Annotated in this window: 26 protein-coding genes and 1 riboswitch; of the genes, 23 read left to right on the plus strand and 3 right to left on the minus strand. The window is 30.3% G+C overall.

Annotated features, from left to right (window positions below):
- The first annotated feature begins 11 nt into the window (after nt 1–11).
- The 14 genes from rsxE (at nt 12) to IC173_RS00485 (ending at nt 12,793) form a co-directional block, all read left to right on the plus strand.
- Entirely contained in the window at nt 12–605 is a 594-nt protein-coding gene (rsxE, locus tag IC173_RS00420) for an electron transport complex subunit RsxE (protein ID WP_227434073.1), read from the plus strand.
- 14 nt (nt 606–619) lie between these two features.
- Entirely contained in the window at nt 620–1,195 is a 576-nt protein-coding gene (gene rsxA, locus IC173_RS00425; RefSeq protein ID WP_054269663.1) for an electron transport complex subunit RsxA, read from the plus strand.
- Between the two features lie 15 nt (nt 1,196–1,210).
- Nucleotides 1,211–2,182: an RnfABCDGE type electron transport complex subunit B gene (locus IC173_RS00430; protein WP_227434326.1), complete on the plus strand. Its 972-nt coding sequence runs from the start codon at nt 1,211–1,213 to the stop codon at nt 2,180–2,182.
- A gap of 219 nt (nt 2,183–2,401) precedes the next feature.
- Nucleotides 2,402–2,986: a Maf family protein gene (locus IC173_RS00435; protein WP_227434074.1), complete on the plus strand. Its 585-nt coding sequence runs from the start codon at nt 2,402–2,404 to the stop codon at nt 2,984–2,986.
- A 44-nt stretch (nt 2,987–3,030) separates the two neighbouring features.
- Complete coding sequence (radC, locus tag IC173_RS00440) at nt 3,031–3,690, plus strand: RadC family protein (protein WP_227434327.1); 660 nt, start codon at nt 3,031–3,033, stop codon at nt 3,688–3,690.
- Nucleotides 3,691–3,760: 70 nt separating this feature from the next.
- Nucleotides 3,761–4,822, plus strand: a complete 1,062-nt coding sequence (locus IC173_RS00445) for a rod shape-determining protein (RefSeq protein WP_269469188.1) — start codon at nt 3,761–3,763, stop codon at nt 4,820–4,822.
- Between the two features lie 9 nt (nt 4,823–4,831).
- Nucleotides 4,832–5,725 (plus strand): rod shape-determining protein MreC, encoded by an 894-nt coding sequence (gene mreC, locus IC173_RS00450; protein ID WP_227434075.1) that lies wholly within the window; start codon nt 4,832–4,834, stop codon nt 5,723–5,725.
- Between the two features lie 15 nt (nt 5,726–5,740).
- Entirely contained in the window at nt 5,741–6,229 is a 489-nt protein-coding gene (gene mreD / locus IC173_RS00455) for a rod shape-determining protein MreD (RefSeq protein WP_227434076.1), read from the plus strand.
- Between the two features lie 11 nt (nt 6,230–6,240).
- Entirely contained in the window at nt 6,241–9,219 is a 2,979-nt protein-coding gene (locus IC173_RS00460; protein ID WP_227434077.1) for a penicillin-binding transpeptidase domain-containing protein, read from the plus strand.
- Nucleotides 9,220–9,317: 98 nt separating this feature from the next.
- Complete coding sequence (minC, locus tag IC173_RS00465; protein WP_227434078.1) at nt 9,318–10,001, plus strand: septum site-determining protein MinC; 684 nt, start codon at nt 9,318–9,320, stop codon at nt 9,999–10,001.
- A 23-nt stretch (nt 10,002–10,024) separates the two neighbouring features.
- Nucleotides 10,025–10,822: a septum site-determining protein MinD gene (gene minD, locus IC173_RS00470; RefSeq protein ID WP_227434079.1), complete on the plus strand. Its 798-nt coding sequence runs from the start codon at nt 10,025–10,027 to the stop codon at nt 10,820–10,822.
- 17 nt (nt 10,823–10,839) lie between these two features.
- A complete protein-coding gene (gene minE / locus IC173_RS00475; protein ID WP_054273171.1) occupies nt 10,840–11,124 on the plus strand; it encodes a cell division topological specificity factor MinE in 285 nt (94 codons plus the stop codon).
- 84 nt (nt 11,125–11,208) lie between these two features.
- The gene (gene rodA, locus IC173_RS00480) at nt 11,209–12,339 is read left to right on the plus strand and encodes a rod shape-determining protein RodA (RefSeq protein WP_227434080.1); all 1,131 of its coding nucleotides are present in this window, start codon (nt 11,209–11,211) and stop codon (nt 12,337–12,339) included.
- Nucleotides 12,340–12,379: 40 nt separating this feature from the next.
- On the plus strand, nt 12,380–12,793 hold the full coding sequence (locus IC173_RS00485) for a methylglyoxal synthase (protein ID WP_227434081.1): 414 nt from the start codon (nt 12,380–12,382) through the stop codon (nt 12,791–12,793).
- 145 nt (nt 12,794–12,938) lie between these two features.
- On the opposite strand, the gene IC173_RS00490 is transcribed toward IC173_RS00485, so the two are convergent.
- A complete protein-coding gene (locus IC173_RS00490; RefSeq protein ID WP_227434082.1) occupies nt 12,939–14,132 on the minus strand; it encodes an FprA family A-type flavoprotein in 1,194 nt (397 codons plus the stop codon).
- 307 nt (nt 14,133–14,439) lie between these two features.
- On the opposite strand from IC173_RS00490, the gene IC173_RS00495 reads away from it, so the two are divergent.
- From IC173_RS00495 to IC173_RS00535, 9 genes are all read left to right on the plus strand, one after another.
- Entirely contained in the window at nt 14,440–16,284 is a 1,845-nt protein-coding gene (locus IC173_RS00495; protein ID WP_227482186.1) for a TIGR03960 family B12-binding radical SAM protein, read from the plus strand.
- 1 nt (nt 16,285) lies between these two features.
- Nucleotides 16,286–16,984, plus strand: coding sequence for a TIGR03936 family radical SAM-associated protein (locus IC173_RS00500; protein ID WP_227855008.1), 699 nt, complete (start codon nt 16,286–16,288; stop codon nt 16,982–16,984).
- Between the two features lie 19 nt (nt 16,985–17,003).
- Nucleotides 17,004–18,425, plus strand: a complete 1,422-nt coding sequence (locus IC173_RS00505) for an Rne/Rng family ribonuclease (RefSeq protein WP_227482188.1) — start codon at nt 17,004–17,006, stop codon at nt 18,423–18,425.
- Between the two features lie 100 nt (nt 18,426–18,525).
- Nucleotides 18,526–18,837, plus strand: a complete 312-nt coding sequence (gene rplU / locus IC173_RS00510; protein WP_003419082.1) for a 50S ribosomal protein L21 — start codon at nt 18,526–18,528, stop codon at nt 18,835–18,837.
- Nucleotides 18,838–18,851: 14 nt separating this feature from the next.
- Nucleotides 18,852–19,169 carry a ribosomal-processing cysteine protease Prp gene (locus IC173_RS00515; RefSeq protein WP_227855009.1) on the plus strand — a complete coding sequence of 106 codons (318 nt, stop codon included), beginning with the start codon at nt 18,852–18,854 and terminating at the stop codon, nt 19,167–19,169.
- A 13-nt stretch (nt 19,170–19,182) separates the two neighbouring features.
- A complete protein-coding gene (gene rpmA, locus IC173_RS00520) occupies nt 19,183–19,473 on the plus strand; it encodes a 50S ribosomal protein L27 (protein ID WP_003419086.1) in 291 nt (96 codons plus the stop codon).
- Between the two features lie 110 nt (nt 19,474–19,583).
- Nucleotides 19,584–20,861, plus strand: a complete 1,278-nt coding sequence (gene obgE / locus IC173_RS00525) for a GTPase ObgE (protein WP_227434087.1) — start codon at nt 19,584–19,586, stop codon at nt 20,859–20,861.
- Between the two features lie 29 nt (nt 20,862–20,890).
- The gene (locus tag IC173_RS00530) at nt 20,891–21,259 is read left to right on the plus strand and encodes a YhbY family RNA-binding protein (RefSeq protein WP_227434088.1); all 369 of its coding nucleotides are present in this window, start codon (nt 20,891–20,893) and stop codon (nt 21,257–21,259) included.
- Between the two features lie 93 nt (nt 21,260–21,352).
- Nucleotides 21,353–21,459: riboswitch (SAM riboswitch) on the plus strand.
- Between the two features lie 103 nt (nt 21,460–21,562).
- Nucleotides 21,563–22,765 carry a homoserine dehydrogenase gene (locus tag IC173_RS00535; RefSeq protein ID WP_227855010.1) on the plus strand — a complete coding sequence of 401 codons (1,203 nt, stop codon included), beginning with the start codon at nt 21,563–21,565 and terminating at the stop codon, nt 22,763–22,765.
- 131 nt (nt 22,766–22,896) lie between these two features.
- Here IC173_RS00535 and IC173_RS00540 read toward each other — a convergent pair whose 3' ends face one another.
- Complete coding sequence (locus IC173_RS00540) at nt 22,897–23,463, minus strand: tyrosine-type recombinase/integrase (protein WP_227434090.1); 567 nt, start codon at nt 23,461–23,463, stop codon at nt 22,897–22,899.
- A 268-nt stretch (nt 23,464–23,731) separates the two neighbouring features.
- On the minus strand, nt 23,732–24,991 hold the full coding sequence (locus IC173_RS00545) for a sporulation integral membrane protein YlbJ (RefSeq protein ID WP_227855011.1): 1,260 nt from the start codon (nt 24,989–24,991) through the stop codon (nt 23,732–23,734).
- Nucleotides 24,992–25,048 lie beyond the last annotated feature (57 nt).

A 25,048-nucleotide genomic window follows, 5' to 3' on the forward strand; every position in this document is an offset into this window, starting at 1 on the left:
GAGGGTTAATTATGAATTTAGCTAAAGTATTTAAAAATGGGCTAATAGATGAGAACCCAACATTTGTGCAAGTTATAGGTATGTGTCCAACACTAGCCGTTACAACTTCAGCAATAAATGGAATCGGTATGGGTCTTTCAACAGCAGCAGTTTTAATATGTGCAAATTTAGTTATATCATTACTAAGAAAAATCACACCAGATAAGATAAGAATACCTATATTTGTAGTCATTATAGCTACATTTGTTACAATAGTAGGAATGGTTTTAAAAGCATATGTTCCTGCTCTTGATAAGGCTCTTGGTATATATATACCATTAATAGTTGTTAACTGTTTAATACTAGCTCGTGCAGAAAGTTTTGCTTTTAAAACTGGTCCACTAGCTTCAATTGTTGATGGTGTAGGTCAAGGTCTTGGATTTACTGTTGCTCTTACAGTAATAGGTGCAGTAAGAGAATTACTTGGAAATGGTAGTTTATTTGGAATGACACTATTTGGAGCATCTTTCCAACCAGTATTAATATTTATATTACCACCAGGTGCATTCTTAACATTAGGATTCTTATTTGCAGGATTTAATAAATTAAGAAGTAAAAAAGCGTAGTGGAGGTGTAATAAATGAATTTAATACTTTTATTTTTAAGTATCGTTCTTGTTAATAACGTTATAACATCTCAGTTCTTGGGTATATGTCCTTTCTTAGGAGTTTCTAAGAAAGTTGATACAGCAGTAGGGATGGGAGTTGCAGTTACATTCGTTCTAACTCTAGCTTCAATTATAACTTATTTTATACAAATTTTATTAGTAAAGACTGGAACTGAATTTTTACAAACAATAGCTTTTATATTGGTTATAGCTTCTATAGTTCAGTTCGTTGAAATGGTAATTCAAAAGATGAGTCCATCTTTATATCAAGCATTAGGAGTTTATCTACCTCTTATAACTACAAACTGTGCAGTTCTTGGTATAGCTCTAGTTAATGTTCAAAAAAGTTATAATTTAGTAGAAACAATAATAAACGGATTTGGAGCAGGAGCTGGATTTACTTTAGCAATAGTAATATTCGCAGGTATAAGAGAAAGACTAGAATTAGCTGATATACCAGAAGCGTTTAAAGGTTTCCCTATAACACTTATATCAGCAAGTTTAATGTCAATAGCTTTCTTAGGATTTACAGGACTTATAAAGCTATAAAAAAGAGGGGTGAAAATAGTGATACTTACAGCTGTATTAGTTTTAGGAGTTATGGGCTTAATCTTCGGGATAGTATTAGATTTTGCATCTAAAAAGTTTGCTGTAGAAGTAGACGAAAGAGTGGAAGCTATACTAGGAGTACTTCCAGGTGCTAACTGTGGTGGTTGTGGATTCCCAGGATGTGGAGGTCTTGCAAGTGCGATAGTTGAAGGAAAAGCACCAGTTAATGGTTGCCCTGTAGGTGGAGCAGATGTTGGTGCAAAAGTTGGAGAAATAATGGGCGTAAGTGCTGAAGCAGGTGAAAAACAAGTAGCAAAAGTTATTTGCAAAGGAACTTGCTCAAGTGCAAAAGATAAATATGAGTATGAAGGAATATCTGATTGTAGAGCAGCAAATGTTTTAAATTCAGGAGCTAAAATGTGTAAGTTTGGATGTTTAGGTCTTGGAACATGTAAGACTGTTTGTAAATTTGATGCTATTTCTATAGTTGATGGAGTAGCAGTAATAGATGAAGAAAAATGTGTTAACTGTGGAAAATGTAAAGAAGCATGCCCTAAGGGTATAATAATTACAAAACCAGAAAGCCAATCAATAGTTGTAGAATGTAATAGCAAAGAATTTGGTAAAGCTGTTAAAGAAAAATGTACTGCTGGATGTATTGGTTGTGGAATGTGTGTAAAAGCTTGTAAATTTGATGCAATAATATTTGAAAACAAAATAGCTAAAATAGACCCTAGTAAGTGTGTAGGTTGTATGCAATGTGTAGAAAAATGCCCTACAAAAGTAATATCAGGTGATATAGCTAAAAGAAAGAAAGTTACTATTGACCAAGAACTTTGTGTGGGATGTACAGTGTGCAAAAAACAATGTAAGTTTGATGCAATAGAAGGTGAATTAAAAGAAAAACATAAGGTAGATGCAGACAAGTGTGTAGGATGCCATTTATGTATGGAAAAATGTCCAAAGAAAGCTATTAAAATTTTGTAATATGGACAAAATAAAGATATGGAATAATTTCCATATCTCTAATGAGTACATAAAACAGAGGTATGGAATAATTTCCATACCTCTATTTTATGTATATTTATTTTATTGGTAATAAATATAACAATAGTGTAACAAAAAAGGTTCGACATTTCTGTTGAATTTTTTACAATATAGTGATAGACTAAATAGGTACAAATTACGTACAAATGAGGTGAATAAATGAATATAATCTTGGCATCAGCCTCTCCAAGAAGGAAAGAAATTCTAGAGAATACAAATGTAAGATTTGATATAATTAAAAGTGAAATTGATGAGATTATATTGGAAGGTGAAGCACCAAAACATTTAGTTATGAGATTAGCTTTTGAAAAAAGTATGTTTGTAGCATCTAAACATAAGAAAGATGTTGTTATTGGAGCTGATACTGTTGTTGTTTTAGATAATGCTATTTTAGGAAAGCCTAAAGATGAGTCTTGTGCAAGAGACATGCTAAGTAGACTATCTGGAAGAGAGCATCAAGTCATAACAGGTATTAGCTTAATAAACTTGTGCAAAGATAAAAAAATAATTGACTATGTAATCAGCAATGTAAAATTTAAAACGTTATCAGAAAAAGATATTGAGGATTATCTGAAAACTAAAGAGTCATTTGACAAAGCAGGAGCTTATGGAATACAAGGATATGGAGCTTTGCTAGTTGAAGAGATTAGAGGCGATTATTTTAATATAGTTGGACTTCCAATTTCAAAGTTAGGTGACTTGTTAAAGGAACATTTTAATATAAATCTTTTTTATGGAGTGTGATTTATCTGAAAAAGTCATTTAATTCAACCATTAAGGTAAAAGAAATGGCACTAGAGGAAAGACCCAGAGAAAAGATGCTTGCTGAAGGAGTAGAAAGCTTATCAAATGCTGAATTGTTGGCTATACTTTTAAGAACTGGTAACAAACATAAAAATGCAATCGAGTTAGCCAACTATATAATAAATAAAGATATTCAGGGTATTAGACATTTAGAGGAAATGACAATAGAGGAGCTGTGTAATATAGATGGAATTGGATTGTCAAAATCAGCCCAAATTAAAGCAGCTTTAGAACTAGGCTTTAGAGTAGCTAGTTTTAAACCTATGAAGTATAAAATAAAAAATCCTTGGGATATACATAAATATTATATGAATAGTCTGAGGTATTTGAAAAAAGAGGTTTTTAAGGCAGTTCTTTTAAATACAAAAAATGAGATAATATCTGATGTAGATATATCTGTAGGGACTTTAAACTCATCATTAGTCCATCCTAGAGAAGTTTTTAAAGAAGCTATAAAGAGAAGTGCAAGTAAAATAATAGTGATGCATAATCACCCCTCAGGAAGTGTAGAACCATCAAAGGAAGATAAAAATATTACATCAAGACTTATTAAATGCGGAGAAATAATTGGGATTGAAATAATTGACCATATAATAATTGGAGATGGATTATACTTTAGCTTTAAAGAAAATATGATAATTTGACTTTATATGTGATAAAATAGTAGGAGAATGTTTTAAACATGATTCTTAATTAGTAGGAAGGAGTAAAATCATGGCTAAGGAAAAAAAGAAAGAAAAAAGAGGTTTTTTTAGTTTTAACAAGATGACAAAGGATATGGGAATAGATTTAGGGACTGCAAATACATTAGTTTACATAAAAGGACAAGGTATTGTTGTTAGAGAACCCTCAGTTGTTGCAATAAGAGATGACAGTAAAGAAGTTTTAGCAGTAGGTGAAGAAGCTAAAAAAATGATAGGTAGAACACCAGGAAATATAGTAGCTATAAGACCAATGAAAGATGGAGTAATAGCTGACTTTGATATAACTCAATCAATGATTAGTTACTTTATACAAAAAGCAGCTGATAAAAAAGGTGTTGTAAGTCCAAGAATAGCTATATGTGTTCCTTTTGGAGTTACAGAAGTTGAAAAGAGAGCTATAGAAGAGGCTGCAAGACAAGCTGGTGCTAAAGATGCATTTCTTATAGAGGAACCAATGGCAGCGGCTATAGGAGCTGGATTAAAGGTTGAAGAGCCAGAAGGTAATATGGTAGTTGATATCGGTGGAGGTACTTCAGAAATAGCTGTAATATCTCTAGGAGGAATTGTTACTGCTAAATCTATAAGAATTGGTGGAGACGAATTTGACGAGTCTATAGTTGCCTATGTAAAAAAAGAATATAATCTTATGATAGGTGAAAGAACTGCTGAAAATGTTAAAATTAGCATAGGTTCTACATTTAAAGATGATGAAGAAATAAATATGCAAATAAGAGGTAGAGATTTAATATCAGGGTTACCTAAAACAATAGAAATATGTTCTACAGAAGTTAGAGAAGCATTAAAAGAGCCTGTGAGTTCAATAGTAGATGCTATAAAATCTACATTAGAAAAGACTCCACCAGAATTAGCATCAGACATAATGGAAAACGGAATAATGCTAACAGGAGGAGGAGCTTTACTTAGAGGTCTTGATAAACTTATTACACAAGAAACAGGAATGTCTGTTCAAATAGCAGAAGCTCCTCTTGATTGTGTTGCACTTGGAACAGGAAAATCTGTTGAAGACCAAGAAATTTTTGAAAAAGTATTAATGATGAATGCTAAAAATTAGAAGTTGGTGATGGCCTTGAGATTTGACAAGAATAAAAATGAGAAAAAAAGGATTAATGTTAAAGTGATAGCAACGGGCGTAGTTGCTATCACTTTAATTGGAATTGTGGGTATATCAATTGGTAAGTTTTCAAGTGGAAGCCCAGTAAACTTAGGTGTAGCATCAGATGCTATTACAAGTGTAGGAAAAGGAATAAATGATGGATTTTCATTTATAAAAAATGGTTTTAAAGATATCTTAAATTATAGAGATAACTCTGAAAAGGTAAAAAAATTAGAATCAGAAAATGAAAAGCTTAAAAAAGATGTTATAGCTTTAAATACCAAATTAGACAAGACAGAATCATTAGAAGAATTAAAGAAGACACTTAGCTTTGTAGAAGAAAAATATAAAGCAACAAGTATTTCTACAAGTGTTGTAGGTAAAAATGATGGAAACTGGTATGAGAGTTTTATAATAGGTGCGGGAAAAAATTCAGGTGTAAAAAAAGAAAGTATAGTTATGAATGGCAGTGGTCTAGTTGGTATAGTTTATGAAGTTTCCAACGATTATAGTAAGGCAATTTCACTATTAGATTCTAAATCATCTGTAAGTTTTAAATTAGCAAAAAATGCTAGTGCTAAAGGAGCAATTACTCAAAATACTACTTTAGACAATAAGGATAGTTATAATAGTAAAGGTTATTTACAAGGTTATATGTTTGACTCATCATATAATGTAATTCAAGGAGATATAATAACAACATCTGGTCTTGGATTTTTCCCAGAAGGCATACCAATTGGTGAGGTTGAAAAGGTAATTGATGATAAAGATAAATCACTAAAATATGTAGTTGTAAAACCTTATGTTGATTTTAAGAATATAGATGACGTTGTAGTCATAGAACCAAGAAATATAGGATAAAGGGGATAAAAAACAATGAAAAAAGTTTTACTTTGTCTATTGGGTATTGTGGTTATGACTATAGAAAATAGTATAACAAATTATATAAATATTTTTGGAATAAGCTTTAACTTAGTTCTTATATATGTAACTATAATTTCTCTTTATTTGGATGAATTAGAAGGTGGGATTATAGCAGCTATAATAGGGCTTATTAAGGACATAACCATTGGTGGAATTCTTGGTGTAAATGCATTAGTTTTGTTTGTTATTGCATATGCGATTGGACACATGAGGGATCAACTATATAAAGGTAGCTATATTATTACTTTCGTTTTGGTTTTAATAGGAAGTTTAATTGATTCAATTGTCAATATAGGTACATCTAGTATAATCTATCAAAGCTATAGCATATCAACACTTTTAGTAAAGGGTCTACTAGTAGCACCAATAGTGAATAGTTTAATTGGTTTAATAATATATCGCTTGTCTAAAAGAGCAGTTTTAAAACTTAAAGAAGATTAGTTGGTGATTTCATGGAAGAAAATAAACAAGTTGATAGATTTAAAATAATGAAAATAGTCATAAGCGTGATATTTTTAGCTATTTTAGTAAAAATAGTCTACATGACTACATTTAAATATGAATACTACAATGAGTTAGCTGAAAATAAAACATATAAAAAATTGGCAATAGAGGCTCCAAGGGGAGAAATAAAAGATAGATATGGAAGATTGCTAGCAGGAAATAAAAATTTATTTACTGTTCAAGTTTCAGGTAACGATATTAATAAAAAAGATGCTAATAAGCGTTCAAGAGCAAATGAAATATCATTGAAGCTTATAAATTTACTTGAGAAAAATGGTGAAGAATATGTAGATGAATTTCCTATATATGTAGAAAATGGAAAGTACTATTATACATATGACAGAGAGATTAGAGAATATAAATCAGAAAATGGAATACCAAGTGATTATAATGCTAAAGAGAGTTTTTATTACTTGGTAGATAAACTTATATCAGCAGGAATCTTGTCTCAAGAAGATAAAAGGTTAGATGCAACAAAATTACAAGCAAAACTAAATGAAAATGGATACTATCCTCCTATTTTAGTTAGTAAATGGATGTTTACAGCAGAGAGAGATAAGAGAGATTGGTTGGCCAGTTATAAAATAAAAGAGACTAATTTAAGTGCTGAAAAAGCGTTTGAAAAAGTAAGAAATAGCGATGCATTTAAGATTGATAAAAGTTTAAGTAATGAAGATGCAAGAAAAATAATGGTTGTAAGAGATTTAATAAAATCAAAAGGATATTCTCAATATAATCCAGTAACAATTGCAAAAGATGTAGGAGAAACTACCATTGCACAGATTGAGGAAAGTGCTATGGACCTTGTTGGTGTTTCAGTAGCAGTTGAACCAGTGAGATATTATCCTAATGGAACTTTAGCTTCACATATGTTAGGATATGTAGGAAAAATGCCATCAACTCAGATAGAATCATATCTACAAAAAGGATATAAAACAGGAGATATGGTAGGTCTTGCAGGAGTAGAAAAAAGTAATGAAAGCAAGCTAAGAGGAACTGATGGTTATAAAATGGTTAAAGTTGATGCATTGGGTAGAATCAGTAAAGAAATTGAATCAAAAAAACCTAAATCAGGAGATACTGTATACCTTACATTAGATAAAGATTTACAAGAAGTTTCAGATAATGCATTAAAACAGATAATAGAAGTTGCTTCAAAAGGAGGTACTTTTAAAAGTAAGTTTGGGGATAAGCCAATTAGTGCATATGCAGGAAAGGCACAATCAGCAGCTCTTATAGCTATTGATGTTAAAAATGGAGAGGTTTTAGCTTCATCAAGTTATCCTGACTATGACCCAAATAAATTTGCAAAGGGTATTTCCACAGAAGACTATAAAGCACTACAACCAAAGAATCCAAATGACTTACTAGCAGGAAGTCCACTATTAAACTTAGTTACACAAGGGGAATTCCAGCCAGGTTCTTCATTTAAGATGGTAACCTCAATGGCAGCTTTAGAAAATGGTCTAAATCCAAATTTCACTATAAATGACCCTGGAGTTATTATGCTAGGGAAAAAATCATTTGGGGACTATGTGTGGAACCATGGTAGAGGAAATCATGGTATGACAAATTTATATAAAGCTATACAAGAGTCTTGTAACATATATATGGCAACTATTGGTACAGGTAAGACATGGCCAGATGGAAAAAGTATTGGTATAGATATGAATGCAAATAAGATACTTGAGTATGCAAAACTATTTGGATTAGATGAAAATACTGGGCTTGAAGACGAAGTAGAAGAAAGAGCAGGTAAGGTGCCTAGCACAGAGGATAAATTAAAATCAACACAAGCATTGTTAAAATCAGCTTTAGATAGAGAGATGGCCAATGACTTTGTTGATATAACTAGAGATAAAAATCCTAAAGAATACGAAAAAAGAATCGATGAAATTGTAAGTTGGGCAGCTGAAAAGAAAACTCCTGGTAGAGTAGAAACGATGAATAGATTGAAAAAATTGGATGTTAAAGAAAATAGAGTGGAAGATGTAGCGGATATGGCGGTATTTAGTTACTTTAACTTTGCAAAATGGAGTACTGCTGATACATTCAACTTAGCTATAGGGCAAGGTGAAAATGCCTATACACCAGCTCAAATATCAAGATACGTAGCTGCTATAGCAAATGGAGGTAATTTAGTAGAATTATCTGTAGTTGATAGAGCTGTTTCAAGTGATTATTCATCAGTAAAAATTAATGACCAAAAGAAAGTGGAAAAAATACCTTTCAAAAATCCAGACAATCTAAAGGAACTAACAAAAGGTATGAAATTGGTTGCTAGACAAGGTACAGCAAAAAGTGCTTTTGCTGATTTCCCAATAGATGTAGCAGCAAAGACTGGTACAGCTGAGAAAAGTGGTAAAATACCTACAGATAATGAATATGAATATTTAAAGAGTCATATGTCATCTTATAATGTTAATCTAAATGATGCAATTAAAATGGCTGATAAGATGAAGGCAGAAAAAGAAAAAGAACTTTCATTAGCTAAAGAAAAAGAAATAAAGAAAAAACTAGAAAATAAAGATTTAAAAGACGAAGAAAGAAAGAAATTAGAAGAAGAATTAGAAGATGGAGTAAAAGTTAAATTAGAGGATACTGATAAAGTGAATTCTTCATATTTAAGAAAAGCTATAAAAGAATTAAATCCAAAAATAACAGATGACCAAATAGATAAGTTTAAAGCAGATTATGGTTCTTTTACATGGACTGTTGCATTTGCACCAGCAGATGACCCAGAAATAGCTGTTGTATGTGTAATTCCTCAAGGTGATTCAAGTGTATTCTCACTTTTACCAACTAGAGAAGTTATTGGAACATATATGGGATTAGAGCCAACTAATGGCAAAAAAGACAACAAGACGGATGATGTTAATAATTCTTCTGACGAAAATATAAATTTCGAGTCACAAATCAATAGATAAGTTAAATCCATTTATAAACTTTAGCTTTATGTAGAAAAAATAAAAGGGTTTAAAGCGCATTTGAAGAATATAAATGATATATCACTCTGGAGGTTGTTATGTCTTTAAGAGAAATTTGTAGTCAAGAACTAGTAGAGTTCAAGGGTAATAAAAGAGGGATAATAGTAAATATAAAAAGAGAAGCTCCATTTGAAGAAATACAAGAAAATATAATAAACAAATTGGAAGCGTATGTTGGTTTTTTTAATGGTGCTAAAATTAGTAAAATTAACAGTGATTATTTAACTGACATGGAGATTCTAGAATTAAAAGAAGGAATTACTTCTAGATTTGATGTGGAATTTGTTGAAGATCAAAAAATTGAAGAAAATAATAATTTTCAAACAAAATATGTCAATACCCTAAGATCTGGCGAAAATATTGAATTTGAAGGTGATGTAGTCATATTAAATGATATGAGACCTGGTTCAAAGGTCATTTCAAAATCAAATACAGTTGTTATGGGAGATATAAATGCTGGCGCTAAGGTTGTAGCAGGAGGAAATGTTTTTGTAATGGGGAAAATAGAAGGTTTTGTGCATGCAGGTTCAGAGGGCAATGAGTTTGCCTATGTTGTTGCTGGAAATCTTAATCCAAAAATATTGCAAATAGCAGATAATATTGCAGAAGCTCCAGATGATGAAGAAAATTATGAAATTGAATCAGAAATTAGCCCAGAAATAGCCTTTGTGAGTAATGGAAGAATTGTAATCGAAAGCTATTTGTCAAAGTTGGACAAATAGAAAGAAAAATAGGGGGTAGTATTATGAGCGAAGTTATAGTTATAACATCCGGTAAAGGTGGAGTTGGAAAAACTACTACCGCAGCAAACTTAGGAACTGCGCTAAGCCTAGAAAATAAAAAAACTGTAGTTGTAGATGCAGATATTGGACTTAGAAATTTAGATGTAGTAATGGGTCTTGAAAATCGAATAGTTTATGACATAGTAGACGTTGTTGAAGGAACTTGTAGGCTTAAGCAAGCTCTAATAAAAGACAAAAGATTTGATAATCTATATTTATTACCAGCAGCACAAACTAGGGATAAAAACGCTGTATCAGTTGAGCAAATGGTTGACCTATGTGAAAAATTGAAAGAATCTTTCGAGTATGTAATAATAGACTGCCCAGCAGGTATTGAACAAGGATTTAAAAATGCAATAGCAGGTGCAGATAGAGCTATTGTGGTTACAAATCCAGAGATATCAGCAGTAAGAGATGCAGATAGAATAATAGGTCTATTAGAAGCAAATGAAATAAAAGAAATAAGATTAGTTATAAATAGAATTAGAAATGATATGGTTAAGCGTGGAGACATGATGGACAAACAAGATATAATAGAGATACTAGCAATAGATTTATTAGGTCTTGTTCCTGATGATGAAAGTATAATTATATCAACAAATAAAGGTGAACCAGCAATACTTGATTCAAAATCTCTTGCTGGTCAAGCATACAAAAATATCGCAAAAAGGATACTAAATGAAGAAGTTCCTCTACTTGAACTTGAAGTTGAAGATGGATTCTTTGGTAGACTAAAAAAAATGTTTAGCATGGCTAAGTAGCAAAGGAGGATACATCTGTGTTAGATTTATTTAGAGTTTTTTCTAACGAAGCTAAAACTAGTAAATCTGTTGCTAAAGAGAGGTTAAAACTAGTTTTAGTTCATGATAGAGTAGATTGTTCACCACAACTTTTAGAGATGATAAAAACAGATATTTTAAAAGTAATAGCCAACTATGCAGAAATAGAAGAAGATGGCCTTGAAATCAAAATGTCTAAATGCAGAGGTGAACATGATGACAAACCTGTATCTGCATTAGTTGCTAATATACCATTAAAGAATATTAAAGATAGATGTATGTAATTAGTGCTTAAAAGGGGGATATCCTTATTGGTATATGCCCCTTTTATTTAATTATATGTTTAAAGATAGAAAGACGGTGATTCTTTGAAAAAAATCAATATTAATTATAAGTCGACAATTAAGTTGATAAAACAGTTAGACTGGAAACTTATAGTTACAGTATTAGCTATCTTTATTTTTGGGCTTGTTATACTTAGTAGTGCAACACATGCTAATTCTACAGGTTCATATAATCAATTAGTTAAGCAAGGACTAGCTTTTGTGCTTGGAATAGGAATGATTATAGTAATACTATTTTTTGATTATAATCTTCTAGGAAGGTACTATAAGGCTCTTTATATAATAAGCCTTGTTTTATTAGCTGTAGTTTTATTACCTGGAATTGGTACTGAAAAAGGCGGTGCGAGGTCTTGGATTAACTTAGGTCCACTTGATTTGCAGACTTCTGAAATAGTAAAATTAACATTTATACTTAGTTATGCAAAGATACTTGAGACAAAGAAGGATAAATTAAATACATTAAAAGAGGTTATACCTGTTGTAGTTTATTCTCTCCCATTCATTGGATTACTACTTGCTCAACCAGACTTAGGAACAGGAATTGTATTTTGTTGTATGGTATTTGCAATGCTGTTTACAGCAGGTCTTAGTTCTAAGCTAATAAAAAGAGGAATAATAATACTCTTGGTATCAATGCCATTGATGTATTTAATGATGGCAGACCATCAAAAAGTAAGAATAGAAGCCTTCCTAAATCCAGAAGATGTAACCTTAAAAGGAAACTATCAGGTTATGCAATCTTTGATAGCAATAGGCTCTGGTGGTATGACTGGAAAAGGTCTGTATAATGGAAGTCAAAACCAAGAAGATTTCTTACCAGTACAAGATAGTGACTTTATATTTGCTGTTGTGGGTGAAGAACTTGGTGTAATAGGAATGACAGTGCTTATAATCTTATTTGCAATATTTTTATTACGGATTTTAGCAATTGCAAGAGATGCTAAGGATTTTTATGGGACCCTCATTGTAGTTGGTGTTATGGGTATGTTTGCTTACCAGATAATTCAAAATATTGCTATGACTGTTGCGTTAATTCCAGTAACAGGAGTAACATTACCTTTTGTAAGTTATGGAGGAAGTTCACTATTAACATCTTTAGCCAATCTAGGATTAGTACTAAATGTGTGTATGAGAAGAAAGAAAATAAATTTCTAAGTGTAAGAGTTCTAAACATAAATTGAGGAGATTGAGTATAATGAATATAGCATTAGTAGCACATGACCAAATGAAAAATACCATAGTAGGATTTTGTATAGGTTATGAATCAATTTTAAAAAAATATGGACTATATGCAACTGGAACTACAGGAAAAAGAATAATGGATGAAACTGAATTAAAGATTACTAGATTGGCATCTGGACCTTTAGGTGGAGACCAGCAAATAGGTTCTTTAATCGTAACACAAGAAATAGATTTAGTTATCTTTTTAAGAGACCCACTTACATCTCAACCTCATGAGACAGATATACAAGCTTTGATAAGACTTTGTGATGTGTACCATGTTCCAATAGCTACAAATCTAGCTTCTGCAGAAATATTTATAAAAGCTCTTGATAGGGGAGAACTATCATGGAGAGAAGTTAGGAAGAGCAAAAGTCAACGTGTTTAATAAAAGTAAATAATATATAAAATTAAGAGGTAGCTAAAATAGCTACCTCATTTTAATTTGTTCTATAAGATAAAAACTCTAATGTGAGTTTTTTTATATAATTTAAATGATGGAATATAGATATATGTCATTTAAATAAAAATAACTATTTAACTAATTTTGCAAATTCTGCACCAAACTCCATACATTCTTTTAATGTTTCCTCACTAGGGAAGAATTTTTTCTTAAGAGATTCTACAGGCATTTTGAATGTCATAGCTTTAAGTAAAGTTTCAGCCATAGTTATACCTTCACCACTCCAACCAAATGAACCAAATACTCCTGCTATCTTACCTTGGTTAGCCATTGGGTCTATAACAGAGAATAAATCCCACATAGGTTTAACCATTGTTTTATTTATAGTTGGAGAACCTAATAGTATTACTTTTGATACTACTAATGTATCATGCATTTCTGTTAATGTCATATTTTCTAAATCATATAATTCAGCTTTTGCACCTTCTTTATCAAGTCCCTCTTTTATCTTTTTAGCCATTTCTAAAGTATTGCTATAAGCTGATAAGTAGAATATAGAAACTTGATTTTGATTAGTTGTATTAATAGCTTCTGTAGACCACTCAACATATCTCTTTACAGCAGCCATTGGGTCTTTAGTAAGCATTGGACCATGAGAAGTTAATATAGTATCAAATTCTAAGTTTAGCCCTACAACCTTGTCTACAGCACTCAACACGTGCTTAGCAAATGGCTTAACTATGCAATCATAGTAATGTTTAGCTGATTTTAGATAATCTTCACTGTTTACTACTTCTGAATCAACACTTGCAAAATGACAACCAAATGCGTCACAAGTTAAAAGAGTCTTGTCCTCTTCAATGTAAGTAAACATTGTATCAACCCAATGTAAGAATGGAGCAGTTATAAATTTAAGATTTCTCTTACCGATATTTAAAACTTCACCATCTTTTATTACATGACAATTAAAAGGTCTATTTATTTGACCATCTAAGTATAATTTAGCAGCTTTAGTACAATAAACTTCTATATTAGGATTTAAATCTAATAAGTATTTTAAACTACCAGCATGGTCTGGCTCTGTGTGATGGACTACAACATAGTCAATTTTAGCTATATCAGTAACTTCTGATAAATTACTTAAAAATTCATCCTTAAAATTTGCTTTTACTGTATCAAATAAAACCGTTTTTTCGTCCTTTATTAAGTAAGAATTATAAGTTGTCCCAAACTCTGTTTCCATTATTATGTCGAATACTTTTAAACCTTCATCTACTACGCCAGTAAAGTAGATATCTTTTTTTACTTCGAAAACTTTACTCATTTTTAACCCTCCTAAAAATTATCATTATATAAATAACATACCCCATTTTGAGGTCAGTGAAACAAAAGATGTCATTATAAGTCATCAAAAACATAGTTTTATGTTTATAATATATCATATTTGGTAAAAAATCTGTATTTTAATAAAAATTTAATAGAAAATATTTTTAGATATACTATTTTGTGAATAATATAGATTTTAAATTCAATATTTTAGTTATATTTTTGATAGAAAATATTTTATCGTGTATAATATTACTTATAAATAAGAATAAAAATAAAGAACTTGTTTGGAGGAATTTTAATAAATGAATAAAGTAGACTTGAAAAAAATCTTAAAAAAAGTAGAAAAGCCTGCTAGATATCTTGGGAATGAAATAAATTCAATTCATAAAGATACTAGCAATAGTGAATTGATAAGATATGCACATTGTTTTCCAGACCTGTATGAAGTTGGGATGAGTCACTTAGGAAGTCATATATTATACGATGTAATAAACAAAGATGAAGATGTATTTTGTGAGAGAGTATATTCTCCTGCTGTTGACATGGAAAATATAATGAGAGAAAAAAATATACCATTATTTGCATTAGAGTCAAGAGAGCCTATAACAAACTTTGATTTTGTTACTTTTACACTTCAATATGAACTTTCATACACTAATATCTTAAATATATTAGATTTAGCCAATATACCAATATTAAAAGAAGAAAGAAAATTGGAAGACCCATTTATAATGGTTGGAGGTCCTTGTGCTTATAATTCGGAACCTTTAGCAGATTTTGTAGATATAGTAATATTAGGTGAAGGTGAAGAAGTTAACTTAGAAGTAGTAAATGAGTATAAAGAGTGGAAGAAAAATAAAACAACTAGAGGTGATTTTTTATACAGAATATCAAGTATAGAAGGAGTATACATACCAAGTTTTTATGATGTTAAATACAATGAAGATGGTACAGTTCAAAGTGTAACTCCTAATAGAGAAGGGGTTACTAAGAGTCCTACTAAGAGGATAATAAAAAATGTTGAAACTGTAGATTATCCAGAAAAATTAATAGTACCTTATATAGATACTGTTCATGATAGAATAGTGTTAGAATTGTTTAGAGGCTGTACAAGAGGATGCAGATTTTGTCAAGCTGGTATGATATACAGACCAATAAGAGAAAAGAGTGTTGAAAGACTTAAAGAGATACTTGACAAATTAGTTAAGAATACTGGATATGATGAAATATCATTATCATCACTTAGTACAAGTGACTATAGTAAGTTGTCTGAGCTTACTGATTATTTAGTAGATGAATATGCATCTAATAATATAGGAATTTCACTTCCATCGCTTAGACTAGACAATTTCTCAATGGAGATTGCTGATAAAATACAACAAGTAAGAAAATCTGGACTTACTTTTGCCCCAGAGGCAGGAACTCAGAGACTTAGAGACGTTATAAATAAAGGTGTTACAGAAGAAGACTTAGAAAATGCAACAGAAAGAGCTTTCGAAATGGGATGGAATAGTGTTAAACTATACTTTATGATTGGTTTGCCAACTGAAACTTATGATGATTTGGATGGAATAGCCAAATTAGCTTATAAAGTTATTGATATTTACAGAAAAGTAAATGGAGGTAAGCTAAAAAGAAGTTTTAGTGTTACAGTAAGTACATCTACATTTGTACCAAAACCATTTACACCGTTCCAATGGCATGGTCAAGATACAACAGAGGAAGTAGTTGATAAGCAAAGACATTTAGTCAATAAATTGAGAAATAACAATATAAAATATAACTATCATGATTCAAAGACTAGCTTGATGGAAGCTGTAGTAGCTAGAGGAGATAGAAAGATAGGAAAAGTTATATATGATGCATTTAAATTAGGTGCAAAATTTGATGGCTGGGCAGAACACTTCAGTTTAGATATATGGAAGGAAGCTATGGAAAAAAACAATCTTTCTATAGACTTCTATGCACATAGAAATAGAGGATATGAAGAGGTATTCCCTTGGGACCATATAGATGTAGGTGTAAGTAAAAAATTCTTGATTAGAGAAGATGAAAATGCTAAAAAAGAAAAAATCACTTCTGATTGCAGACATAATTGTAATGGTTGTGGAATAAATATACATGATATAGGAAGGGGGCTTTGTTAATATGAGTAAAATAATTAGAGTCAAATTTAAAAAAGAAGGTGATATGATATATATATCACATCTTGACCTTCAAAGATTATTACAAAGAGCATTTAGGAGAGCTGAAATAAATTTATCACATTCTCAAGGATTTAACCCTCATCCTAAGATGAGTTATGGTAATGCTTTAGCATTAGGGACAGAAAGCCAAGGCGAGTATGTGGATATTGAGATAGAAGATGATTTATTGGTAGATGAGTTTTTAGATAAAGTGTCAGTTCAGCTTCCAGAGGGGATAGAATTTATTAAAGCAAAGGAAATTGATAGACAGACACCTTCTCTTTCTTCCGTAATAGATTATGGAGAGTATCTGTTTAATATAGATTTAAAAAGGCCTTTGACTAAAGAGTTTGTAAAAAGAAAAGTAATTGACTTTATGAATAATAAAGAGATAATCATAACAAAAAAGAATAAAAAAGGAAAATTGGTTGAAGTTGATATAAGGCCCATGATAAGAACTTTTGATGTTTTAAATTTAGAAGATGAGCATATTACTCTTACTGCTACTATAACTACAGGTTCAAAAACTAATTTAAATACTAATATACTTATTCCTAAAATGTTAGAGATGTTTGAACTGGATATTGACCCATTAGAAGTTGATATATTGAGAAGAGATTTATATGTATTAGAAGATGGGGAATTAGTGACTCCTATGTAAGTTCGTGAGAGGTGAAGTTGTGAAGAAGATAGTTATTGAGTCCTTAATAGGGTCTCAGAAAACAGCAGTGCTTGAAGATGGAAAGTTAGTAGAACTTTTTGTTGAAGATAACTTAAATAAAAAAACTGTATCCAATATATATCGTGGAATTGTAAAAAAAGTTATACCAGGAATAGAAGCATGTTTTGTAGATATTGGATTTAAGAAACTTGCTTATTTACAGTTAAAAAAAGAAAGTACCATAAAATCTGGTCAAGAGATTTTGGTTCAAGTAAATAAAGAAGAAATTGGTACTAAGGGTGCAAAATTAAATACTGAAATTAGTATATCTGGAAGGTATATTGTCTATATACCTTCCAACGACAGAACTACTATATCAAATAAGATTACTGATGAAAGAGAAAGATTTAGATTAAAAAAAATCACAAAAGCAGTGAATAAAGAAAACTTGGGATTAATAATAAGAACTGAAGCTCAAGGCTGTACTCATGATGAAATAAAAAAAGATATAGAAGAGTTAAAATTAAAGTATGATAATATTTTAAAAGAATATAAACTTGGTATGGGACCAAAGCTATTATATAAGTCCTTAGATTTTGCAACTAAATATGTAAAAGATAATGTAAATGATGAGATTGAGTCTATAATTATCAATAATTATGATAAATATCATGAATTAAAACCTATTTTGAAGCTTATAAATAATGATTATATTGATAAATTATACCTTGAAGAAAATAAAGATGTATTTGATTTATATAGAATAGAATCTCAAATAGAAAAATTATTAAATGAAAAAGTATGGTTAAAGAGTGGTGGTTATTTAATAATAGAAAAAACAGAAGCTCTTACCGTTATAGATGTAAATACAGGTAAGTTTGTTGGAACTGGTAAACTTGATGAGACTGTTTATAAAACAAATATTGAAGCTGCAAAGGAAATTGTGAGACAGCTTAGAATTAGAGATATAGCTGGAATAATAATAATTGATTTTATTGATATGTATAAAAAGAAATATCAAAATGAGGTATTACACATACTAGAGGAAGAGTTTAGTAAAGATAAGAGAAAAGCTGAAGTGTTAGGAATGACAAAACTTGGCTTAGTAGAAGTTGCAAGACGAAGAGAAAAAGAGTCTATTGATAAGTATTATTTAATGGCTTGCCCATGCTGTGATGGAACGAAAACTATAAAATCTATACATCATATAGTGGATAGTGTCGAAAAAGAAATTATGAGAATAAGTGAGCATACAGTTTATAAAAACGTAATAATAGAATTCAATGATTTTGTTTTTAAACAAATAAAAGAAGATTATATGGATATAATTGATAAAATTGGTGAAAAATATAATATGAAAATTTCTTTAAACGCAAACTGCGCATTAAAACACAACAAAACAAATGTTATTTTTGATAAAATAGTTGACAATAAAATGTAAATATTTTATAATTAATAATTGTAATGCCGCACAGTAAAGGTCTAAATCTTCTAATGAAGTACCTTGTACTGGCGAGTTTGAGACCGAGGAGGTGTATTTAATGTACGCTATAGTAAAGACTGGTGGAAAGCAATATAAAGTTTCTGAAGGTGATGTATTATTCGTTGAAAAGTTAGAAGCTAACGCAGGTGATGTTGTTACTTTAAACGAAGTATTAGCTTGCTCTAAAGATGGAGAATTAAAATTAGGTTCTCCAGTAGTAGAAGGAGCATCTGTTCAAGCAAAAGTTGTTGAACAAGGTAAAGCTAAGAAAGTTATAGTTTTCAAGTATAAAGCAAAAAAAGATTACAGAAGAAAACAAGGACATCGTCAATCATATACTAAGATAGTTGTAGAGAAAATCAACGCTTAGTTATTGGACTAGTTATGATAAAGGTTAAATATTATTATAATGATGATTTCTTGTTGCAAGGTTTTTGTTTAAAGGGACATGCTGATTTTGCTGAAATAGGCTATGATATAGTCTGTTCTGCAGTTACGTCTAATGCTATTGCAGTTATAAACTCTTTAGACAAGTTACAAAAGATTGAATTTGAAAAGGTAGTAGGAGAAGAAGGGCATATAGAATGTATAGTTAAAGATGCATATCTAAAAGATGCACAGTTATTACTAAATCACTTTCAATTAGCGGTTGAAGAAATTAAACGGGAATACCCAAAAAATATAAAAAATTTAAAAAAGTAGGGGGTGACTCCATATGTTAAACATGAATTTACAATTATTAGCATCTAAAAAAGGGGTAGGTTCTTCTAAAAATGGTAGAGATTCTATATCTAAAAGATTAGGTGTTAAGAGATTCGATGGGCAATTAGTAACTGCTGGAAGTATAATAGTTAGACAAAGAGGAACTAAAATACATCCAGGAACTAATGTTGGAAAAGGTAGCGATGATACTTTATTTGCATTAGTTGATGGTACTGTTAAATTCGAAAGAAAAGACAAGAAGAGAAAAAAAGTTAGTATATATCCAGTAGCAATAGCTGAGTAATATACATAAAAGGAGTGTTGATGCACTCCTTTTTCTTATAATACTGATGAATTTATAATAGTATTTTTGGTAAAGCTAATTAAAAGTTTTTAATTAAGTAGGTGAAGAATTTGTTTATAGATAAAGCGAGAATATTTGTAAAAGCTGGAAATGGTGGAAATGGTTCGGTAGCATTTAGAAAAGAAAAATATGTTCCAGCTGGTGGGCCAGATGGTGGAGATGGTGGTCGTGGAGCGAGCATCATATTTGAAGTTGATTTAGGTCTTAGAACATTAATGGACTTTAAATACCAGAAAAAATATCAAGCTCAACACGGTGGCGACGGTAGCAAAGGTAAAAGGGCTGGTAAAAATGGAGAAAGCTTAATATTAAAAGTACCAGCAGGTACAGTAATAAGAGATGAAGCTACAGGTCTTGTACTAGCAGATTTAAAGAAAGAAGGAGATACAGCAGTAGTTGCAAAAGGTGGTATAGGTGGTAAAGGTAATCAACACTTTGCAAATGCAGTAAGACAAGCTCCAGCTTTTGCAAAGTCTGGTACAGATGGAGAAGAAAGATGGATAACTCTTGAACTTAAAATGATAGCAGATGTAGGTCTTTTAGGATTTCCAAATGTAGGTAAGTCAACATTTTTATCAGTTGTAACCAAAGCTAAGCCCAAAATTGCAAACTATCATTTTACAACATTGACACCAAATTTAGGTGTTGTTCAAACTAAGTTTGGAGATAGTTTTGTACTTGCTGATATACCTGGAATTATAGAGGGTGCTTCTGAAGGTATAGGATTAGGTCATGAATTCTTAAGACATGTTGAGAGAACTAAGGTATTGATACATATTGTAGATATATCTGGACTGGAAGGTAGAGACCCAATTGAGGATTTTGACAAAATAAATGATGAACTTAAATTATATAATGAGAAGCTTTCAACAAGACCTCAGGTTGTAGTTGCAAATAAATTTGATATATTGGAAGATGAAAGCCAATTTGAAAAATTTAAGGATGAATTAGAAGGTAGAGGATATACAGTATTTAAGATGTCTGCAGCAACTCGTCAAGGAATAGATGATGTAATTGCCTACGTTTCTAAAATGTTAAAAGAAGTAGAAGATGTGGAATTAGTTTCAGAAGAAGAAATGTATAGACCAGAACTTGATATTGGAACAGAAGAAGGATTGAACATAGATGTTGAAGATGGTGTATATGTAGTTACAGGTAAGGCACTTAGAAGAATAATGTATTCTGTAAATTTTGATGATATGGAATCACTTCAATATTTCCAAAAAGCTATGGAAAGTCAAGGTGTATTTGATAGGCTTAGAGAGATGGGAATTGAAGATGGGGATGTAGTTAGAATTTACGAATTGGAATTTGAATTTTACAATTAATTTTGATATAGAATTATAGAGGTGATAATATGTTAAAAGGAAAGCAAAGAGCATATTTAAGATCTTTAGCAAATACTTTAAAGCCTACTACACAAATTGGTAAGGAAGGCGTTACAGAAAGCTTTTTAGAGCAATTAGAGGATATGCTAAGAGTTAGAGAACTAGTAAAGGTTACTATACTAGAAAATGCAGGTCTTGATGCTAAAGAAACTGCTAATGCAGTATGTGAAGCTTTAAGAGCAGAGTTTGTTCAAGCTATTGGTTTTAAGTTTACTATTTACAAGAGAAATATTGATGAGCCTAAGATACTTTTTCCAGGTCATGAACAGGCAAAAGCTAAGGTCAAAAATAACAATGTTACAAAAAAAGGTAAACCAACTAAAAGAGCAGTTAGATAATTAATTAGATTATTTTAGAAGAAATAAGTTAAAAAATATAGTGACAATTGGGAAAAATTGTATTATACTATTAACAATAAATTTAAATTAGCAATCTTATCAAGAGAGGCAGAGGGACTGGCCCTATGAAGCCCGGCAACCAGTATATTTTAATATACATTGGTGCTAAATCCTGCAGCAATTACGCTGAAAGATGAGTATAAACCCGTCATATGGCTTGAGTTTATACTCAAGCTTTTTTAATTGGTATATTTATATATATAAATAAATTAATACAATCAAAAGTGATGGGGGTATGTAACAGTGAAGATAGGAATATTAGGGTATGGAACAGTAGGAAGTGGATTAATAGATTTAATAGAGAATAATACTTTAAAAAGAGAAATAGAAATAGCTGGAATTTTAGTTAAAAATAAAGAGAAGCATAAATCAAAGAGATATTTTGATAAGGTAACAACAGATATAGAAGATATATTTAACAAAGATGTTGATATATTAGTTGAAGTAATTGGAGGTCTAAATCCAGCTCTTGATTATGTAACAAGAGCTCTAAATAAAAAAATACATGTAGTAACAGCAAATAAAGATTTATTAGCTGAAAGAGGTAGTGACCTTATAGAACTGGCTAACTTAAATGATGTTAGCATTAAATTTGAAGCATCAGTAGCAGGTGGTATTCCAGTTTTAAAGCCATTAATAGAATCATTAGAAGGTAATAGTATAAAAAGTATAAATGCTATTTTAAATGGAACATGCAACTTTATATTATCAAAGATGTATGATGAAAATTTACCATATGATGTGGCTTTAAAACAAGCACAAGAGCTAGGATTTGCAGAAGTTAATCCAGATGCAGATGTATTAGGATATGATAGTGCTAGAAAACTATCTATATTATCTACTTTATCTTATGGGAAAATAGTGTATTGGAAAGATTTGTTATTAGAAGGAATAACTTCAATAGATGAAAAGGATATAGAATATGCTAAGAAATTAAATTGTAAGATAAAATTAGTTGCTAGAAGTAAATATGAATTGGGAGAAGTAAGTGGATTTGTTAGACCTGCATTGGTGGATAATGATAATATGCTGTCTAAAATAGATAATGAGTTTAATGTAGTAATTATAGTGGGAGATTCTGTAGGAGAACTTTCTTTTGTAGGTAAGGGTGCTGGAAGAGGTGCAACAGGAAGTGCTGTTTATGCTGATATCATAGATATAATAGATAATAGAAGTTCAAATATAAAGTCTTTTTCAAAAGGTAAATTGGATTTGAGTGGGCTTATAGAAGATGAATGTAGTGCAGTAGTTAGATTTAGTGAATATAATAAAGATGGAATTTTAAAATGTTTAGATAAATATGTAGATAGCTATAATATTATAGATGAAGAAGAATTTGCTATTTTTATAAATGCAAAATCAGAACATGAAATTGATAGGTTCTTAGAAGATGTAAAGAGAAATGAATATAGTAAGTCAGTTAAAAAACTATTAAAAGTAGATTAAAATATCTATGTAATGACTGTAAAAATTTAAAGGTGAAGAAAAACAAAAAGTTTATTTTGTTTTTCTTCACCTTTTTAACAGCTGGTGACTTAATAAGATAATAGAAAAATAGATAGATTATAACATTTTACTTATTCAATAAAAAAATTTTCACTCGCCTCGTTAATAGCTTGCTGAGTTACCCTTATATATCGCTGTGTAGTGGCTACAGAGCTATGGTTTAAGAGTTCCTTAACTAATTCTAAGTTATTGTTACTCTTTTCAAATTGAGTAGTAGCATAGAGCTTTCTAAAGCTATGTGTGCTTATGTTATACAAATTTAAGTATTTACAAATTATTCTCAATTGTTTCTGGATAGCTTTTGTCTTTATATTTACTAAGTAGTCATCTGATTTAAGATTATACTTTCTTGCATGTTCATTTATAGATTCAATTATATTTTTGTTAACAGGTCTATACTGTAGTTTACCTGTCTTTTTTTCATTTATTTCCAACATATTACCTTTAAAATTACCTATTTTTAATCTTAAAATATCTGATATTCTTAGACCTAAATTAGCTTCTAACATTAGTGCTAATGCAACCTTAGGATTCTTTCTAAATCTTTTTTCAACGCCATTTTCACTATAAATAAAGCCCGTATGTAGTAGTTCCATTATCTTTTTATATTCGTCTATTTCTATAGGTCTTGTTGCCATTTTCAACCACTCCTCTTAGTTTGATTTGATAAGTTTAGGTCGGTATTTATTATATAATATAAATGAAATATTATATATTGGAAAAATATACCAATTACTTTATATAAGTGTGCTATATGTGATTAAGGAGAATTTTTGAAAAATATTGTTATAAAAATTTATCAAAATTGTGATGAAATAACTATGCTGATAAAGTAATTAAAAAGGTTATTAAGATTATGACAAATATAATTAGAAAATGGAAGCATTTAGTTAATTTTTATACATTTTATTTTTTTCGAAATAAGTTTTTTATAAAAAAAGTATTTTTATATCTAATTAATTTTCCACTTGTAGATAAATTTCTCATGTGTTTTTTAGCAACAAATAAAGCTGAAATTAAGTAGATTATTATTACAATTTGAAGAATAGTGTCATAATAGCTAAGATAATAGAACCAAATTAAGTTATTATATATAACATTATATGTATCAGCAAAGCTAGAAACTAATACAGTAGAGTTTGCAATAGGATAAAGTATAAAAATAAATAAACCTGCTAAAAGTCCATGTGCAAACTTACTTAATATGTATAATTTTAAGTCTATATCTGTTTTTGATAAAAATGTACAACATTGAGCTAGTATGGACAATCCGCTAAATCCTATCAGAAAACTAGCCAAAGATGCTTTTAGGATTTCTGGGGCACTTGTTATACTAGATACCTTATTACAACCAATTGTGATTTCAAATAGACCGCTTACAAATGCTTGACAGAGTTCTTTATTGACACCTAAAAGTGAAAGTGGTAAATATATAACTGATGCTATTAAAGAAATTACATTAAATAGTGATAGTATTTTAAATACTACCGAAAAAACAATTACAAATCCACCAACTGTAAGTAATGTATTTACTCCATTAAAGACAGCATTTCCAAATAGAACAAAAAAACCATTACCACTAGAACTTCTAATATTAATTATGTTTTTTATGTTTGTTTTTAAATCTAATTTTGTCTTTGGAAGATTTTCATTTCCATAATTTCTGAAAAAAAGACCAACCAATATAGTTCCCAAGTAATGGCATAAAATCATCAAGTAACCTAAATTTGAATTTTGAAACATACCTGTACCAACTGAGCCTATTATAAATAAAGGTCCTGATGTAGAACAAAAAGATACCAGTCTTTGGGCTTCATGCTTAGAAATCTGTTTATTGCTTCTAAATTCAGAAGCTAGACTTGCTCCCACTGGATAACCAGATACTGCTGATATTGCAAAAGCTAAAGCACTTTTTCCTGATACATTAAACACAAGTCTAGTTATGGGATTAATAATAAACCCTATAATATCTACTATTTTTAAATCGACAATTAGGTTTGCACCAATTATAAAAGGGAGTAGCGATGGGACTAGAACATTAGACCATATGGAAAAACCCTCTCTTGCAGATTTTATAGCTTCATTTGGGTATAAGATAATGCCTAAAACTAGAACCCCAACTATGATAGCTGGAGCGAAAAAACCAATAATTTTATTTTTTTTCATAATATCACCTGTAAATTTGAGTTATAAGATATTATATTAAAAGTAACAAAAATATAT

This window comes from Clostridioides sp. ES-S-0048-02, assembly GCF_020658495.1.
Lineage (GTDB): Bacteria > Bacillota > Clostridia > Peptostreptococcales > Peptostreptococcaceae > Clostridioides.